16 protein-coding genes are annotated in these 16698 nt (G+C 64.7%); 9 read left to right on the top strand and 7 right to left on the bottom strand.

Annotated elements, in window-relative coordinates:
- The first annotated feature begins 63 nt into the window (after positions 1-63).
- Positions 64-1047 carry a Bug family tripartite tricarboxylate transporter substrate binding protein gene (locus ACZXDY_RS11970; protein ID WP_464345613.1) on the top strand — a complete coding sequence of 328 codons (984 nt, stop codon included), beginning with the start codon at positions 64-66 and terminating at the stop codon, positions 1045-1047.
- Positions 1048-1169: 122 nt separating this feature from the next.
- Here ACZXDY_RS11970 and ACZXDY_RS11965 read toward each other — a convergent pair whose 3' ends face one another.
- The gene (locus ACZXDY_RS11965; RefSeq protein WP_028163832.1) at positions 1170-2855 is read right to left on the bottom strand and encodes a methyl-accepting chemotaxis protein; all 1686 of its coding nucleotides are present in this window, start codon (positions 2853-2855) and stop codon (positions 1170-1172) included.
- A 239-nt stretch (positions 2856-3094) separates the two neighbouring features.
- On the opposite strand from ACZXDY_RS11965, the gene ACZXDY_RS11960 reads away from it, so the two are divergent.
- The 4 genes from ACZXDY_RS11960 to ACZXDY_RS11945 all read left to right on the top strand — a co-directional run bounded on the left by ACZXDY_RS11960 (position 3095) and on the right by ACZXDY_RS11945 (position 7686).
- Positions 3095-4138 (top strand): C-terminal binding protein, encoded by a 1044-nt coding sequence (locus ACZXDY_RS11960; RefSeq protein WP_464345612.1) that lies wholly within the window; start codon positions 3095-3097, stop codon positions 4136-4138.
- 199 nt (positions 4139-4337) lie between these two features.
- On the top strand, positions 4338-5678 hold the full coding sequence (locus tag ACZXDY_RS11955) for an ABC transporter substrate-binding protein (protein WP_464345611.1): 1341 nt from the start codon (positions 4338-4340) through the stop codon (positions 5676-5678).
- Between the two features lie 162 nt (positions 5679-5840).
- Positions 5841-6797 (top strand): carbohydrate ABC transporter permease, encoded by a 957-nt coding sequence (locus ACZXDY_RS11950; RefSeq protein ID WP_464345610.1) that lies wholly within the window; start codon positions 5841-5843, stop codon positions 6795-6797.
- Positions 6790-7686, top strand: a complete 897-nt coding sequence (locus ACZXDY_RS11945) for a carbohydrate ABC transporter permease (protein WP_027581077.1) — start codon at positions 6790-6792, stop codon at positions 7684-7686. Before ACZXDY_RS11950 ends, ACZXDY_RS11945 begins: the two co-directional genes overlap by 8 nt.
- A gap of 164 nt (positions 7687-7850) precedes the next feature.
- Here the strand turns inward: ACZXDY_RS11945 and ACZXDY_RS11940 are convergent, their stop codons facing one another.
- From ACZXDY_RS11940 to ACZXDY_RS11915, 6 genes are all read right to left on the bottom strand, one after another.
- Positions 7851-8681, bottom strand: a complete 831-nt coding sequence (locus tag ACZXDY_RS11940) for a TonB family protein (RefSeq protein WP_464345609.1) — start codon at positions 8679-8681, stop codon at positions 7851-7853.
- Positions 8682-8688: 7 nt separating this feature from the next.
- Positions 8689-9135, bottom strand: coding sequence for a TonB system transport protein ExbD (exbD, locus tag ACZXDY_RS11935; protein ID WP_028163837.1), 447 nt, complete (start codon positions 9133-9135; stop codon positions 8689-8691).
- 3 nt (positions 9136-9138) lie between these two features.
- Complete coding sequence (gene exbB, locus ACZXDY_RS11930) at positions 9139-9894, bottom strand: tonB-system energizer ExbB (RefSeq protein WP_464345631.1); 756 nt, start codon at positions 9892-9894, stop codon at positions 9139-9141.
- Positions 9895-9959: 65 nt separating this feature from the next.
- Positions 9960-10475 carry a heme utilization cystosolic carrier protein HutX gene (gene hutX, locus ACZXDY_RS11925; RefSeq protein ID WP_028163839.1) on the bottom strand — a complete coding sequence of 172 codons (516 nt, stop codon included), beginning with the start codon at positions 10473-10475 and terminating at the stop codon, positions 9960-9962.
- Between the two features lie 10 nt (positions 10476-10485).
- Entirely contained in the window at positions 10486-10821 is a 336-nt protein-coding gene (locus tag ACZXDY_RS11920; RefSeq protein WP_130227408.1) for an antibiotic biosynthesis monooxygenase family protein, read from the bottom strand.
- Between the two features lie 168 nt (positions 10822-10989).
- A complete protein-coding gene (locus tag ACZXDY_RS11915; protein ID WP_464345608.1) occupies positions 10990-13383 on the bottom strand; it encodes a TonB-dependent hemoglobin/transferrin/lactoferrin family receptor in 2394 nt (797 codons plus the stop codon).
- 262 nt (positions 13384-13645) lie between these two features.
- On the opposite strand from ACZXDY_RS11915, the gene hemP reads away from it, so the two are divergent.
- The 4 genes from hemP to ACZXDY_RS11895 are packed head-to-tail and all read left to right on the top strand — an operon-like array spanning position 13646 to position 16695.
- Complete coding sequence (hemP, locus tag ACZXDY_RS11910; protein WP_464345630.1) at positions 13646-13852, top strand: hemin uptake protein HemP; 207 nt, start codon at positions 13646-13648, stop codon at positions 13850-13852.
- Positions 13853-13859: 7 nt separating this feature from the next.
- Positions 13860-14810 (top strand): heme/hemin ABC transporter substrate-binding protein, encoded by a 951-nt coding sequence (locus ACZXDY_RS11905; protein ID WP_464345607.1) that lies wholly within the window; start codon positions 13860-13862, stop codon positions 14808-14810.
- A complete protein-coding gene (locus tag ACZXDY_RS11900; RefSeq protein WP_464345606.1) occupies positions 14807-15904 on the top strand; it encodes a FecCD family ABC transporter permease in 1098 nt (365 codons plus the stop codon). Before ACZXDY_RS11905 ends, ACZXDY_RS11900 begins: the two co-directional genes overlap by 4 nt.
- Positions 15901-16695, top strand: a complete 795-nt coding sequence (locus tag ACZXDY_RS11895; protein ID WP_464345605.1) for a heme ABC transporter ATP-binding protein — start codon at positions 15901-15903, stop codon at positions 16693-16695. Before ACZXDY_RS11900 ends, ACZXDY_RS11895 begins: the two co-directional genes overlap by 4 nt.
- Positions 16696-16698: the final 3 nt, after the last annotated feature.

Here is a 16698-nt window from a genome sequence, read left to right as displayed (position 1 = left end):
AGCCGCGACCGAGTAGTTTCCCCGGCAACCAACTGCCACAAACCCAGCGGAGGAAAGCACGATATGATCTCGGGACTGAAACACCATTGGCGCATCGCGGCAGCAGCATCCGCGGGGCTCGCGCTGCTATCCGGCGCGGCGACGGCGCAGGCGCCGGGCTACCCGAACCGCAACATCACGCTGGTGCTACCGTTTGCGGCCGGTAGCGGCACCGACACCACGACGCGCCTGATCTCGAAGGAGGTCGGCACTGCGCTCGGCGTCACCATGGTGATCGACAACAAGGCGGGCGCCAACGGCTCGATCGCGGCAAGTTACGTCGCCCGCTCCGCGCCTGACGGCTACACCCTGTTCGTGACGACCAACACGACGCATTCGGCCAATCCTTTCCTGCTCAAGACCATGAGCTACGACCCGGTCAAGGACTTCACGCCGATCGCGCGCACCGGCGACTTGCCATTCATGCTGGTGATCAATCCGGACATCCCGGCAAATTCGGTGGCCGAATTGATCGCGCTCGCCAAGAAGGAGCCCGGCAAATACTCCTACGCCAGCGGCAGTTCGTCAGCTATCGTGTCGGGCGCGACCTTTGCCCGCCTCGCCGGCATCGATCTCTTGCACGTCCCCTACAAGAGCTCGCCGCCCGCGCTCACCGACGTCATCGCCGGCCGCGTCTCCATGATGTTCGTCGACGTCCCGACCGGGCTGCCGCATGTCAACGCCAAGGCGCTGAAGGCGCTCGCCGTCACCACCAAGCGGCGCTCGGCGCTGCTGCCGGAGCTGCCGACCATGGATGACACGGTGAAGGGCTTCGACATCACCTCATGGCAGGGCTATCTCGGCCCGGCCAACATGCCCAAGGACATCGTGGTCAAGCTGAACGCCGAGATCCGCAAGGTCGTCGAGCGTCCGGACATCAAGAGCCAGCTCGCCGAACGCGGCATGGAAGCATTTTCGGGCACGCCCGAGGAATTCGACGCATTCCTGAAAGAACAGCTCGTGCTCTGGGAGCGGCTGATCACAGACGCCGGGATCGAGAAGCAGTGAGCTTTAAGCCGCGCTTCTGATGTTCTGCGTCATGGCCGGGCTTGTCCCGGCCATCCACGTACTTGCGGAGGCAGTCAAAGACGTGGATGCCCGGGACAAGCCCGGGCATGACGGTGAATGCGCTACGCCGCCCGCACCTTGGCCAGGAACTGGTCGACCGCGTTGCGGAGCATTCCGGACTGGGTGTCGAGCTCGCGGGCGTTCGACAGCACGTCGGAGGCCGCGGTGCCGGTGGCGGCGGCGGCCGTGGTGACGCCGCCGATATGGGTGGAGATCTCGCTGGAGCCTGTCGCGACCTGCTGGATATTGCGCGCGATCTCACGCGTCGCATCGCCCTGCTGGTCGACCGAGGTCGAAATGCTGGCGGTGATCTCGCTCATCTGGGCGATCGTCTCGCTGATGCCGCCGATCGAGGCGACCGCCTCCGTGGTCGAGGCCTGCATTGCGGCGACCTGGGCGGAGATCTCCTCGGTCGCTTTCGCGGTCTGATTGGCGAGCGCCTTCACTTCGGAAGCCACCACCGCAAAGCCGCGGCCGGATTCGCCGGCGCGCGCGGCTTCGATGGTGGCGTTGAGCGCGAGCAGGTTGGTCTGCGCGGCGATCGAGTGGATCAGCTTCACCACCTCGCCGATCTTTTCCGCGCCGGTGGAGAGCGCCTGCACGGTGGCGTTGGTGCGCTCGGCATCGCCCACCGCCTTGCTCGCGATCTCGCTGGACCGCGCGACCTGGCGCGAGATCTCGGTCACCGAGCTCGACAGTTCCTCGGCCGCGGCAGCCACGGTGCCGACATTGTTCGAGGCGCTTTCGGACGCCGCGCTGACGGTCGCAGCCCGCGCGCTGGCGTCGCTCGCGGTCGCCGTCATCGATTGCGCCGTGGTCTGCATGCCGGCCGCGGCGGTCGCGACCGAACGGACCACGCCGGTGATGCTGCGTTCGAAATCGTTGGCGATATTCTCCATCGCGGCACGGCGTTCGGCCGTAACGCGGGCCTGCGTCTCCGCCTCTGCCTGCTCGAGGCCGCGGATGCGAACCGCATTGTCCTTGAATATCTGCACGGTCGCCGCCATGGCGCCGACCTCGTCGCCCCGGCCGACGCCGGGAATATCGCCATCGAGCTTGCCGTCGGCGAGTTCCCGCATCCTTGTGCCGAGCTGGCCGAGCGGCCTGGTGATGCTGCGGCCGATCAGCCAGGCGATCGAGCCGGAGATGATGGCGATGCCGAGGATCGAAAGGCCGAGCAGCCACGCGATCGGCGCCAGCTTGGCATCGATATCGTCGATATAGGCCCCGGTGCCGAGATACATGTCGAAGCCGGGAACGGCGACGGCATAGCCGATCTTGCGGATCGGCTTCTGCTCGCCGGGCCGCACATATTCATAGGTGAGGAGGATTTCGCCCTTCGCCTTCACGCCATCCATCAATTCGCGGGACAACCTGCGGCCGTTGGTGACCACGTCCATACGGTTGGTGCCGATCTGCTTGGGATCGGGCGCAAGGACGGTGATGCCGTCATAGGACGTGCCGAACAAATAGCCGGAGCCGTTGTCATAGGTCATGGAATTGCCGCGCTTGCCGAGCTCGGCGAGCGCCGCCTCCTTGGTCATCCGCCCGGCATCGACCTCCTTCTTGAGGCCGGCTGCCATGTTCACGGCCATCTCGACCATCGCCTTGGTCTGATCGATGCGCGCGTTCATCATTTCGCGCTGCATCAGATGGCCCGCCAGCACGCCGGCGGCGCAGAGGCCGAGGATGGTCACCCCCACCAAAATGCCGAGTTTCGGGGTGATCTTTAGGTTGGTCAGCTTCACAGGGCGTCTCCGGGAATGGCGCGCTTGCATGTTTGGCGGATTGATTCGGTCCACCCTAATGTGAGAGCCTTTAGCGTCAGGTTACGAAGCTTCCCCGTAAAAGCCCGGGAACGCCGCGCTCAAGGCGACCTGGAACGGCGCGGGGCGCTTCGGCCCGCGAGGGCGCGGCAGCGACGACTTGTCGCGGCCGGGTGACGGCAGAACGACCAACAACCAAAGAAGAAAATCGGGAGCAGGAGATGTCGAAGTTCAGGGTGGTGACGCCGAAGGGCGCAAGCTTCACGGTGGCCGGCGGCGGCTACGACTATGAGAAGGAAGCGCTCGATCCGATCGGCGCTGAGATCATCGAGGCTCCCGCCAACGAGACCGAATTCATCGCCGCGGCCAAGACGGCCGACGCGATCTACGCCAAGGGCATGCCGATCACCAAGGCGGTCATCGATGCGCTCGAGAACTGCAAGGTGATCACGCTCGGCAGCGTCGGCGTCGACAGCGTCGACGTCAAGGCGGCAACCGCCCGCGGCATCCCCGTCACCAACATTCCCGACACCTTCATCGAGGAAGTCGCCGATCACGCCATGATGCTCTTGCTTGCCGGCTTCCGCCGCCTGGTCGAGCAGGACAAGATGGTGCGCGAAGGACGCTGGACCGAAGGACGCCCGGCGCTCCTGAAAATTCCGCGCCTGATGGGACAGACGCTCGGCTTCATCTCGTTCGGACGCGTGGCACGCGCGGTGGCGAAGCGCGCCGCGCCTTTCGGCCTGCGGATGATCGCCTACGATCCGTTCATCCAGGAAACGCTGATGTCGGAACACAACGTGCTGCCGGCGACGCTGTCGGAGGTGCTGTCGCAATCCGACTTCGTCTCGATGCACGCGCCGGCGCGGCCCGAGGTGCATCACATGCTCACCGAGAAGCATTTCCGGCAGATGAAGAAGAGCGCGATCTTCATCAACACCGGACGCGGCGCCACGGTGGACGAGGAAGGGCTGATCAAGGCGCTGCAGGAAGGCTGGATCGCGCATGCTGCGCTCGACGTGCTGGAGAAGGAGCCGCCGTCGCACAACAATCCCCTGCTCCGCATGGACAACGTCACGCTGACCGCCCATGTCGCCTCCGCATCTGCACGTTTCGATGAAGCGCGCAAGCGGCGCGTGGGCTACGAATTGTCACTGGTGCTTTCCGGGCTGTGGCCGGTAAGCTGCGTCAATCCGTCGGTGCTGCAGAACACCTCGCTCCGGCGCTGGCAGCCCGTCAGCATGGATCGCGGCCCGAACAGCTAGCCGGCGGGGAACGCACGTTTCCCGCGAAACGGAAATTGTGCGGGGCAAAAGTCTCTAGAGCATGATCCGGAAAAGTGTGAAGCGGCTTTTCGAAAAGATCATGCTCAAACAATATTAGGCGATCGCTTCGGCCCCATGAGGGCTGAAGCTCACGTTCACCGGCGAGTAACGCCGGGAACGATAAAACAGGGAGGAGACTATGGGGAACGACCTCACCCGTCGCGACGCGTTGGCGCTTGGCCTCTCGGCTGCGGCGCTGGCGGCAACCGGCGCTTCGGCACAATCAACGGAATCGCTGGTCAAGGCGGCCGACGTGGCGGCACCGTCGCTACCGATCGAGAAGGGCGCAAGCCTGCGGATGCTGCGCCCGGTCCGCTTCGTCAAGGCTGACGAGGACGTGTTCCGCGCCAACGCGGCCAAATTCACCGAGAAGATGGGCGTCGAGGTCAAGGTCGATTTCGTCGGCTGGGAGGACATCAACCAGCAGACCGCGGTGACCTCGAACTCTGGCGCTGGTCCCGACATCATCATCGGCTTCTCGGACGCGCCGCATATCTACGCCGACAAGCTGATCGAACTCACCGATGTCGCCGAATATCTCGGCAAGCGCTATGGCGGCTGGCAGACGCTGGCCCAGAAATACGGTAAGCGCGCCAAGGGCAACGCCTGGATCGGATTGCCGTTCGGCGCCAGCGGCGGCCCGCTGGTGTACCGCAAGTCGGTGCTGCAATCGATCGGCTACGACAAGATACCGGAGGATCATGCGGGCGTGCTGGACGTCTGCCGCAAGCTGCAGAAGGCCGGCAAGCCCGCAGGCTACGCACTCGGCAACGCCGTCGGCGACGGCAACGGCTTTGCCAACTGGATCCTGTGGTCGCACAATGCATCCCTGCTCGATGAAGAGGGCAAGGTCACCATCAACAGCAAGGAGACGGTGGCCGCGCTGAAATATCTGAAGGAGCTGTATCCGACCTTCATCGCCGGCACGCCGTCCTGGAATGACGTCTCCAACAACCGCGCCTACTCCTCGCAGGAAATCGCGCTGACGGCCAACGGCGTCTCGCTCTATTTCGCGCTGAAGAACGATCCGGCGACCGCTGCGATCGCCGAGGACACCGAGCATCAGTTCCTGCCCAAGGGCCTGGCGAGCTCTACGCCGATGTCGGGGCTGACGCTGAACGCGATGGTGTTCAAGCACAGCCCCTATCCGAACGCGGCGAAAGCCTTCCTGCAGTTCATGCTGGAGAAGGAGCAGTACGAGCAGTGGCTCAACGCCAACAGCGGGTACTGGTCGCAGCCGCTCGCGGCCTACGCGGATGCTGCCGTGTGGTCCGGCGATCCCAAGGTCAAGATCTTCAAGGACACCATGAAAAGCCAATACTACGCCGGCTACAAGGGCCCGATCTCGACCGCGACCGGCGCCGTCAATGCCGACTATGTGCTGGTGCAGATGTGTGCGTCTGTCGCGACCGATGCCGCAACGCCGGAGGCCGCCGCCGCCGAAGCCGAGCGGCGCTGCAAGCGATATTTCCGGCGCTAAATCGACAAACACCGTCATTGCGAGGAGCAACGCGACGAAGCAATCCATGTCTCCACAAGCGGTAAGATGGATTGCTTCCGCCTTCGCCCGTTGGGCTACGGCGGACAAGTCGCTACGCTCGCAATGACGGTCTGGGACTTCCACAGCACAGGACACACATTCATGTCCGTGACCACACTATCCCCCCGAGGCGTCGCGCTGCGACAGCCGAACTGGTTCGCGCGCCTGCTCGACTACAAGCCGTTCCTGATCGTCGTCTGCCTCGCGCCGGCGATCGGGCTGCTCGCCGTGTTCCTCACCTATCCGCTTGGGCTCGGCGTCTGGCTCGCCTTCACCGACACCACGATCGGGCGACGCGGCATCTATGTCGGACTGGAGAATTTCCAGTACCTCCTCAGCGATCCCCTGTGGTGGGGCGCGGTGTTCTACAGCGTGTTCTACACGGCGGTCGCGACCTTCGGAAAATTCGCGCTCGGCTTCTGGCTGGCGCTGCTGCTCAACAACCACTTCCCGTTCAAGAGCATCCTGCGCGCCATCGTGTTGCTGCCCTGGATCGTGCCGACCGTGCTGTCGGCGCTAGCGTTCTGGTGGATCTACGATCCGCAATTCTCGATCATCTCCTATCTGCTGGTCGACGTGCTGCACTGGCGCTCCACCAATATCGACTTCCTCGGCTCGGCCTGGCCGGCGCGATTCTCGCTGATCGCGGCCAATATCTGGCGCGGCATCCCGTTCGTGGCGATATCGCTCTTGGCGGGCCTGCAGACCATCTCGCCGTCACTGTACGAGGCGGCGATGCTGGACGGCGCCTCATCCTGGCAGCGCTTCCGCTACATCACCTTCCCGATGATGATGCCGATCCTCGCCATCGTGATGACGTTCTCGATCATCTTCACCTTCACCGATTTCCAGCTCGTCTATGCCATCACCCGCGGCGGGCCGGTGAACTCGACGCACCTGCTCGCGACGCTGGCGTTCCAGCGCGGCATTGCCGGCGGCGAGCTTGGCGAGGGCGCGGCGATCGCGGTATCGATGGTGCCGTTCCTGGTGTTCGCAACGCTGTTCAGCTATTTCGGCCTGGCCCGGCGCAAATGGCAGCAGGGAGAAAGCGATGACTGACGCGGTCGCGCAACCAACCAACGTCGCCAGCGCCGCCCCCGACACCATGGCGTGGGACTCCCGCGCGCGGCGAATGATGATGATCTATCTGCCGCTCGCCTGCTTCGTCATCATCCTGCTGTTCCCGTTCTACTGGATGGCGGTGACCGCGTTCAAACCGAACGCGGAGCTGTTGAACTACAAGGAGCACAACCCGTTCTGGATCTCCTCGCCGACTTTGGCGCATATCCAGCACCTCCTGTTCAACACCGCCTATCCGCGCTGGCTGAAGACGACAATGCTGGTGGCGATCGGCTCCACCTTCCTGTCGCTGCTCGCGAGCACGCTTGCGGCCTACGCAATCGAGCGGCTGCGCTTCCGCGGCAGTCCCTATGTGGGCCTCGGCATCTATCTCGCCTATCTGGTGCCGCCGTCGATCCTGTTCATTCCGCTCGCAACTGTCGTGGTGCAGTTCGGCCTGTTCGACAGCCCCTTGGCGCTGATCCTGGTCTATCCGACCTTCCTGGTGCCATTCTGCACTTGGCTCCTGATCGGCTATTTCAAGTCGATCCCCTATGAGCTCGAGGAATGCGCGCTGGTCGACGGCGCGACAAGGTTGCAGATCCTGCGGCGGATCACACTGCCGCTCGCTGTGCCCGGCCTGATCTCTGCCGGCATCTTCTCCTTCACGCTGTCATGGAATGAGTTCATCTACGCGCTCGCCTTCATCCAGAGCAGCGCCAACAAGACTGTGCCGGTCGCGATCCTGACCGAGCTCGTCTCCGGCGACGTCTATCAATGGGGCGCGCTCATGGCAGGCTCGCTGCTCGGCTCGTTGCCGGTTGCGATCTTCTACTCGCTGTTCGTGGACTATTACGTATCCTCGCTGACGGGCGCGGTGAAGGAGTAGAGGCCGCGGCGAGCGCGTGGCTCAAGCTCCTTCCCCCTGAAAGGGGGAAGGCTGGGATGGGGGTCAAGCCACGGGCGCAGGTGCGCGTGGTGAGACCGGATCCCCACCCGGTTTGCGCTAAGCGCAAACCGACCTCCCCTTTTCAAGGGGAGGTGGGAATACGGCTACCGCAGCGAGAACGAGATCGGGACGTTGAAGCCCATCGCTGCGTGCTTCATGTCGGCGGGAAACGGCGGAAATGGCTGGGCGCGGCGAACCATGGCCACCACTTCCGCATCCAGCGCAGGATTGCCCGAGGAACCGCCGAGCCGGCTCGACGTCACCTGTCCGCCGCGACTGAGCGTGAAAACCACGCTGGCGATGCCCTGCTGTCCGGCGGACTTGGCGCTCGGCGGATATTGCTTGAAGCGCAAGAGATGGGCGCGGACCATCTGATTGTAGGAGGCGACCGCGGCAGCAGATGCGCCGCTGCTGACGGCGGACATGGTCGGTCCCTGGCGCTCGGCGCGTGGTGACGCGGTGGTGCGCGGCGCCGGCGGTGCCTCCGTCGGCTTCTTGGCGTCGGGGCGAACCACCTTCGGCTTGGCCGGCGTGGGCTTGCGGTCGGGAATGGGCTTTGCCGGTTCGGGCGCCGGTGGTGCTGGCTGCACCTTCTGCTCCGGTGGCACCACGACCTCGGGCTTCTCCTGCGGCGGGGTCGGCGGGATCAGCTCTTCCACCGCCTGCTGCGGCACCGGCTCGGGCGGCGAAGCGTCAGCGGCCTGCATCTCGGGGCCCGGCGCGAGATCCAGCGGCGTCGATTGCGGCGCTGATGTCGCCTGCGCCATGTCGACCATGATCGCAGGCAGGGTGACACCGGGCAGCGGCTGCTCGCGATACCATTTCATGCCGGCCGCGATTAGCGCTGCATGCGTGGCGAGGATCACAAGCGCCGAGATGCCCCAGCGCCGCAACGCGGCCTGATCGGTGACGTCATGCAGCGCGAAGGCGTTCATTTGAGGATCAGCTTCGGCCGTCGAGGCCGACCAGCGCGATCTTGAGATAGCCGGCGTTGCGCAGCAGGTTCATCACCTCCATCAATTCGCCATAGCTCACCGCCTTGTCGGCGCGCACGAAGATGCGCTCGTCCTTGCGGCCCTTGGTGGCGCCGTCCAGCGTCGTGGCAAGCGCGTCACGCGCGACGATGTCCTCGCCGACAGCGACCGAGAGGTCGGGCTTCACCGTGACAAACACCGGCTTGTCGGGACGCGGCTGCGGCTCGGCGGTGCTCGCGGGCAGATCGACGCCGAGATCGACCGTGGCGAGCGGTGCCGCAACCATGAAGATGATGAGCAGCACCAGCATGACATCGATGAAGGGGGTGACGTTGATCTCATGCGCCTCGACGAGATCATCCTCGGCGCGAAACCGTCCGCCCCCTGCACTGCCCGCCCCGAGCCTGACGCCCATCATTCACTCCGCGGCGCGGGCGAGGCGAAACAGGCCGCGATCGCCCTCGCGGCTGACCAGGAGCAGCACCATCGCGCAGGCGTCTCCAAGCAGCGCGCGATGCGCCGCGATCGACCGTGTCAGGTGATTGTAGATCACAACCGCAGGGATCGCCGCGACCAGCCCCAGCGCGGTCGCAAGCAACGCTTCGGCAATGCCGGGCGCGACCACGGCGAGATTGGTCGTGTGCGCCTCGGAGATGCCGATGAAGGAATTCATGATGCCCCACACCGTGCCGAACAGGCCGACAAAGGGCGCAGTGGCGCCGATGGTCGCGAGCACACCGGTGCCGCGCGCGATCTGCCGCGCCATCGCGGCCTCGACCCGCTCCAACCTGAGCGCGGTGCGCTCCTTGAAGCCGTCATCGAACACGCCGCCGGAGAGGCTCGCCTCGCGCGCCGCGGACTGGATGATTTGCGCCACCGCGTCGTCGTCGCCGCGGCTCGCCTGCTCCGCCTCGGCCAGCACCGTATCCTGCTCGAGCAGCCGCAGGCGCTGTTTCGCGAGCGCCGTCTTGCGCCGGATCTCGATGGTTTTCGCCAGCCAGATCGTCCACGTCGCCAGCGAGGCGAATGCCAGGCCGATCATGACCGCCTTCACCACGATGTCCGCGCTTTGGAACATGCCCCAAGGCGAGAGGTTGCGCGGCAATAGCGCGTTGTCGTCGGCGGCGAAGCAGGCGGCCGGCCACAGCATTGCGTTGGAAGCGATCAGCGCCATGACGATCGGGCGCCGGCAAAATCCATCGAACCATGCTTGCATGATCGCCTCCCGACCTTGCTTCCTCAGGCCGCATCTCCCGGCGCGATCCGGTCCGCGAGTGCACGGAAGCGCTGGAGCTGGTCGCCGCGCAGCGCGCGGGTCTCGTCGCGACCGACGAACACCTTGAACATGATGCCGCCGTCGACATTGATGAAGGCGATGAAGGCTGACGACTTGCCCATGAAGGGGCGCTCGACAAAGGCGATCGCCGCGCAACGCTCGTGGCGGAGATGGCCGTGCAGGCCCTTCGGCTGCATCAGGTTGAAATAGCCGCGGCCGATCTCGCCCGCTGGTATCGCGCCGGTGAACTCGAAAATCGCATCGTCGGTGTGGACGATCAGCGTCACCTCGCCCCAACCGGCGATGTCCTGCATGGCGGCGGCGAATTCGCCGCCCGCACCGATCCGCGCCATCTCGCCCGGCAACGCCTCGATCACCGCGCGCGGCGAAATCTTTCGCTCGCGCGCGACGTCCTCGATCACGGCGCCGGGATTGTCGGCCATGTAGGCCCTGAGATCGGCGAGCTCCGTACTCGACATAACGGTCTCCTTACGCCGCGGCGCTCGCCTTGCGTTCGCTCTGGATCACCTCAAAGCCTTCGAACTTGGGATGACCGAGATAAAGGCTCTCGCCGGTCTTGTTATCGGCACGGGCATGCGCGCGGCGGAATTCTTCCGAGCGCGTCCAGGCCTCGAACGCCGCCTTGTCGACCCAGGTGGTGTGTGACGAATAGAGCGTGTGGTCCTCGGCCTCCGGCCCCTTGAGCAGATGGAATTCGACGAAGCCCGGCAGGTTGCCGAGATAGGACTCCCGGGTGGCCCAGACGGTCTCGAACGCCTGCTCCGAGCCCTTCTTCACCTGAAACCGGTTCATGGCGATAAACATTGTCGAATTCTCCTTCCTACGTTCGCGGCGTTGGCCGCTTGTCGGGTTTTCGGCGCTGCGCCGCTTGCGCAGCCTGCCGGTTAAGTTGGTTGAAAACAAGAACGCGCCAGGCCGCGCTGGAGCGTCAGCGCGGCCGCGACGCGGATGAAAGAGCTCCCGGTTCCTCGATCAGGTCCCTCCAAAGTGATATCTGAGGCCGCCCTTGAAGACGATCCCCGGCCCCGCGCTGGCCCATTTGACGTCGTTCTGGGTGTCACCGGTGGAGCCGACCGGAATGGCATAGGGACGGTAGTATTGATCCAGGAGGTTCTCGGCCGAGAAGTTGAGCACCAGATCGCGCGTCGGCGTATAGGCCACGTAGAGGTTCACGAGATCGTAGGACGTCGCCGGCGTGAAGGTCGGCGGGATATTGTTGTTGGCCAGCGCCGATGTCCACATCGCGGAGATCACCAGCGTGTTGTCAAGCAGGCGCACGCCGGCCGTCGTCGTGATCTTCTGCGGCGGGATGCTGTAGAGTCCGAGGCCGGTCTGGAGGTTCTTGCCCTGCATGTAGCTCCCGGCAATGCCGACGAACCAGGTTCTGGCATCATACATCGTCTCGGCTTCGAAACCCTCGATTCGGGCCTCGGCGATGTTCTGGTACTGCACGAAGGGCAATACGGTGATCCGCGGTGCGGGCGGCGGACCGGTCGGAACCACGAGCGGAGGTCCGTACGACACCAGATCGATGTAGTTCTCGATGTCGTTGCGGAAGAAGTTGAACTTGCCGCGGATGCTGTCGCCGGGCACGAACAGGTCGTTCTTCTTCAGGTTGAAGCCGATTTCCTTGTTCTTGCCGATCTCGGGCTTCAGGTTCGGGTTGGGGACGAAGCAGAATGTCGAGTCGGCGCCGGGCCCCGGCGTGCCCGACGGACAACGGAAGAACGAATCGTTGATGGTGGCGCCGGAATGCGGGCCGTTGACGAGCGTCTCGGTGATCGACGGCGCGCGGTAGCCTTCGGCGTAGCTGACATAGGGCGTCAGCATCGCGGCAGGCATCAGCCCGACCGTGATCTTCGGCGACAGGCGGTCGCCGCTGGAGGACGTCGTCCCCGATTCCAATTGGTAATTGTCGTAACGCAGCGCCGAGATGGTTTCGACCAGGTTCTGGTAATTGGCCTTCCACTGCACGAAGCCGCCGGACACCGTGCGACGGCCGCCTGGCGTCGTCACCTCGGACGTGCCGCTCCTGTCGTTCGTGCTCACCTCGTCCTGGAATGCATCGAGGCCGTAGGTGATGGCATTGTGCCAATCCAACAAATCGAAACGTGAGGTGTTGTGGATGTCGACGCCGTACGTATCGAGGAGATAGCCGCGATTGCTGCCGATACAGCCGGAGACCGCGTTGCCGGGCACGCCGCCGCAGAAGGCCGACGGTGTAGTGCTGGTATGCGCGGTCTTGATCTGGTCGTTCTCGGTGCGATTCCAATAGACCTTCGCATCCCAGTCGAACAACCGGTCATCGGGCTGCGAATAGGTCCAGCCGAGCGTCGTCGTGTAGTTCTTCACGTTGCTGGCGTAGATCGAGGTACCGGAGAGGTTGTTGGTTCCGTTCGCGTTGGTCGAGTTCGGATCGCCTGCGCGACGCGGCGGCTGACCGACGCTGTAGATGTCTTCCTGGAAGATGGTGCCGAGCTTGACCTCGTGTCCGTCGGCCGGGCGCACCGTCAGCTTGGCGATGCCGCTGGAGAGCCGGTTGCCGGTATTGGCGACTTCAAACCCGGTGCCGTCCTTGTAGTTCTCCTGCGTGCTGTAGGTGCCGCCGGCGAACACGTCGACATTGGGATTGACACGAACGCCGCCGAAAACCGAGGTGAGCCAGCGCCCCTCATTGCTGCCGAACACATTCTTGTAGTCGACGCCCCAGCGCTCGCCGGGGCGCACCACATCCTCGATGTCCTTGGTGCGGAACGAGGCCACGCCACCGATCGCGCCGGAGCCGTAGATGTTGGCCGTCGGACCGCGCACGATGTCGATGCTGCTGATCAATTCCGGATTGAGGAAGAAGGAGCCGTTCGCGAAGTGGCCGGTGCGCTGGTAGTTCTGCCGGGCGCCATCGACCACCACCGCAACGCGACCGAAGTCCTGCAGGCCGCGGATGTTGATCGACGTCGACGGCTCGTCGCCGCGATCCTGCACCCAGACGCCGGGCAGATTATAGAGGAGATCGCCGATCGTGCTGGGCTGGCGGCCTTGGACCTGCTCGAGCGTAACGACGCTGACGGGCGCTAGCGCGTCGATTGCGCGCTCCTCGATCTTCGATGCGGCAACGGTGATGGTGTCGAGCGATTGCACCGTCACGGCACCGATCTGCGCGCGCGCATTCATCACAGGCGCCGCCGCCTGCTGTTCGACTTTCGGCTTCGCCGGCTTGCGCTTGGCCTGCTTGGCGCGCTCCGACGCGCGACCGGCCGGCTGCGCGTCCGCAGTCTGGGCGAACCCGGACTCCGAAAGCAACAACCCGATTGAAACCACTGATGCGCCCAAAATAAAGGCGCGCGAAATCCTAGCCCCGTCAGCCATATTGCCCCAATCCAAAGGTCTGCTTTTTGGGTCTGGCTGGCGTGCGCTCGCGAAATGATGCGAGCGGCTTGCTGGCTACCAAAATACACAGTGCGGGTCACACGCCCGCGCTACGTTCACATTCGTTACGTCGCGGTAACAAAGTGGTCAACAACGGCACGGCGCAGTTTATATCGATTGTAAACTGCAGCGATTGGATTGCGGCGCGGGCGACCTGTACAAACAGCCATCCAGAGAACGTTCGGGGCGCAGCAAAGAGGATATGGCGGCAACTTCCGGAGACAATACCGAAGACGCCGGGGGGCGCACAGCAAATGCCTCACCTGCCGTGAGAAAGCTCTCGATGACCGGCAACCGGATCGACAGCCGCGAGCTGTTTCAGACCGAACGGGAGATCATGATCGCGCATGGCAACGAGATTTACCGGTTGCGTCTGACCTCGCAGAACAAGCTGATCCTGACCAAGTGATCCCTCAATGGCAATTTGTCGCACGCTCGCAATCCTGATGATCGCCAACCTCTTGCCCGTTGAGGCGGCACCGGCCGCAAACACCACCGTGCATGATGCGCGCGACCGCGACGTCATCATCGACAACCCCTCGCGAATCGTCTCGATCGGCGGGGCGATCACCGAAATCCTTTATGCGCTCGGCTTCGAGGACCGCGTCGCCGGCGTCGATGCGACCAGCCTCTATCCGGCCGCCGCGCTGCGCGACAAACCCAATGTCGGCTATATGCGCCAGCTCTCGCCCGAGGGCGTGCTCGGGCTCAACCCGTCGCTGGTGCTGGCGGTGCAGGGTTCGGGACCGAAGGAAACCATGGACGTGCTGGAAGCGGCCAAGGTGCCGCTGGTGCTGGTGCCCGAAACCTTCTCCGAGCAGGGATTGCTCGACAAGATCAAGCTGGTCGGCCACGCCATGGATGCCGATCCGCGCGCCGAATGCCTGACCACCGCCGTCGCGCATGATCTCGCGCAATTGCGGGAGCTGCGCGCCAAGGTGACGAAGCCGGTGCGGGTGATGTTCGTGATGTCGCTGCTCAACGGCCGCGCCATGGCGGCGGGCAACAAGACGGCGGCGAACGAGATCATCCAGCTCGCCGGCGGCGTCAATGCGGTCGAAGGCTATGACGGCTACAAAATCGTCAGCGACGAGGCGATCGTCGCCGCCAAGCCCGACGTCGTGCTGTCGATCCAGCGCGGCAAGGATTCGCTGGAGGCCGAGGCGATCTATGCGCATCCGGCCTTCGCGCTGACGCCGGTCGCGGCGAACAAGAGCTTCATCTCGATGGAAGGGCTCTATCTGCTCGGCTTCGGACCGCGCACGGCGGCTGCAGCGCGCGACCTTTCGGCGAAACTCTATCCGGCGCTGGTGCCGCAGGCGGAGAAGTTCGTGCCCGCGGCGCTCACGGCGAATTGCCGGCAATGAGCGCCTTGGCGGACGCGCGTGGCAATACTGCCGATCCTCGTACCAAGCGCTCGCGGCCGCCGGCAACGCTGACGCTGCTTTGCCTTTGCGCCGCGCTCGTCGGCACTGCGCTCATTGCGGTGACGCTGGGTGCGGCCGGAATCCCCCTCGCCCGCCTTCCCGCCGCGCTCGGCCTGTGGAGCGACAGTGCGGGTGGCCCGCTGGTTGCGCGCGACCAGCTAGTGCTGTGGTCGATCCGGATTCCGCGGATCGTCGCCGCCGCGATGGTTGGCGGCCTCCTGGCGGCATCTGGCGCGATCATGCAGGGGTTGTTCCGCAATCCCCTCGCCGATCCCGCGCTTGTCGGCGTCTCCAGCGGCGGCGCCTTCGCTGCAGCCGCCGCGATCGTCTTCACCGACAGCCATATCGGCGAGAGCGTCCGCTTTATGCAGCACCAATTGCTGCCGCTGTCGGCGTTCGTCGGCTCGCTGGTGACGACCATCCTCCTCTACAGCATCGCAAGCCGCGCCGGTCGGACGTCGATCGCGATCTTCCTGCTCGCGGGAATTGCGATCGCCGCGATCGCCAATGCCGGCATCGGGCTTCTGGTCTTTGTCGCCGACGACCGCCAACTCCGCGACATCACCTTCTGGATGCTGGGCTCGATGAGCGGCGCGACCTGGGGCAAGATCGCGACACTGGCGCCGGTGCTCACTGTTGCGCTGCTCGCGTGCCTGTCGATCGCGCGCGGGCTCGATGTGCTCGTGCTCGGCGAGGCCGAGGCTTTTCACAGCGGCGTCGACGTCGAGCGATTGAAACGGATTTCCATCATCCTGGTTTCAGCCATGACCGGGGTCGCGGTCTCCGTGTGCGGCGTCGTCGGCTTTGTCGGCATCGTGGTGCCGCATCTGCTCCGGCTCGCGATCGGACCGGCGCACCGGCTGCTGCTGCCGGCTTCCGTGCTGCTGGGCGCCGTGCTCCTGGTCGGCGCCGACACGATGGCCCGTACCATCGTGTCACCGGCGGAAATGCCAATCGGCATCCTGACGGCGGCGGTCGGCGCGCCGTTCTTCCTCGCCATCCTGTTGCGGCAGCGCAGCCTGGTTTCGCTATGATTCCGATGCTGCAGGCAAGCTCGGTCTCGGTCGTGGTCAGTGGCGCCACGCTGGTCGATGCCGTCGATCTGCGTGTCAATCCGGGCGAGATGATCGCGATCGTCGGGCCGAACGGCGCCGGCAAGTCGACGCTGCTGCGCATGCTGTCCGGCGACATCACACCGACGCGCGGCACGGTCGAATTGAAGCAGCGCACGCTCCGCGCCTATCCGCCGCGCGAATTGGCGCGGCATCGCGCCATGCTGTCGCAGCATGTCAACGTCACCTTCCCGTTCACGGTGGAGGAAATCGTCTACATGGGCGCGGGCGACAATTCGCGCGCGACGGCCGCGCCGCTGGTCGAGTCCGCACTGGATGAGGTCGGGCTGAGCGGCTTCCGCCATCGCCAATTGCCGACGCTGTCAGGCGGCGAGCAGCAGCGTGCGCATTTCGCCCGCGTGCTGGTGCAGCTCGCCTGCGGCGAAGCGCAGAACGGTGCGGGCCTGTTGCTGCTGGACGAGCCGACTTCGAGCCTCGACCTCAGGCACCAGATCGACCTGGTCGAGACCGCGCGCCGCCGCGCGCAGAACGGCACCGCTGTGATCGCGATCCTGCACGACCTCAACCTCGCGATGCGCTTTGCCGACCGCCTCGTTCTCCTGCATCGCGGCCGGCTCGCGGTCGACGGCGGCCGTAGTGAGGCGATGACCGCGGAGACGATCCGCACCATCTTCGAGATCGACGCCACGATCGACCATACTGAGAGCGGCATCCCCTTCCTGTTGCCGCAGACGATGCGACCGGTGACGTAACGT

The organism is Bradyrhizobium sp. LeoB3 (assembly GCF_055456055.1).
The sequence above is the reverse complement of the archived record's forward strand: the minus strand, read 5'-3'. Positions and strand labels throughout refer to the sequence as shown.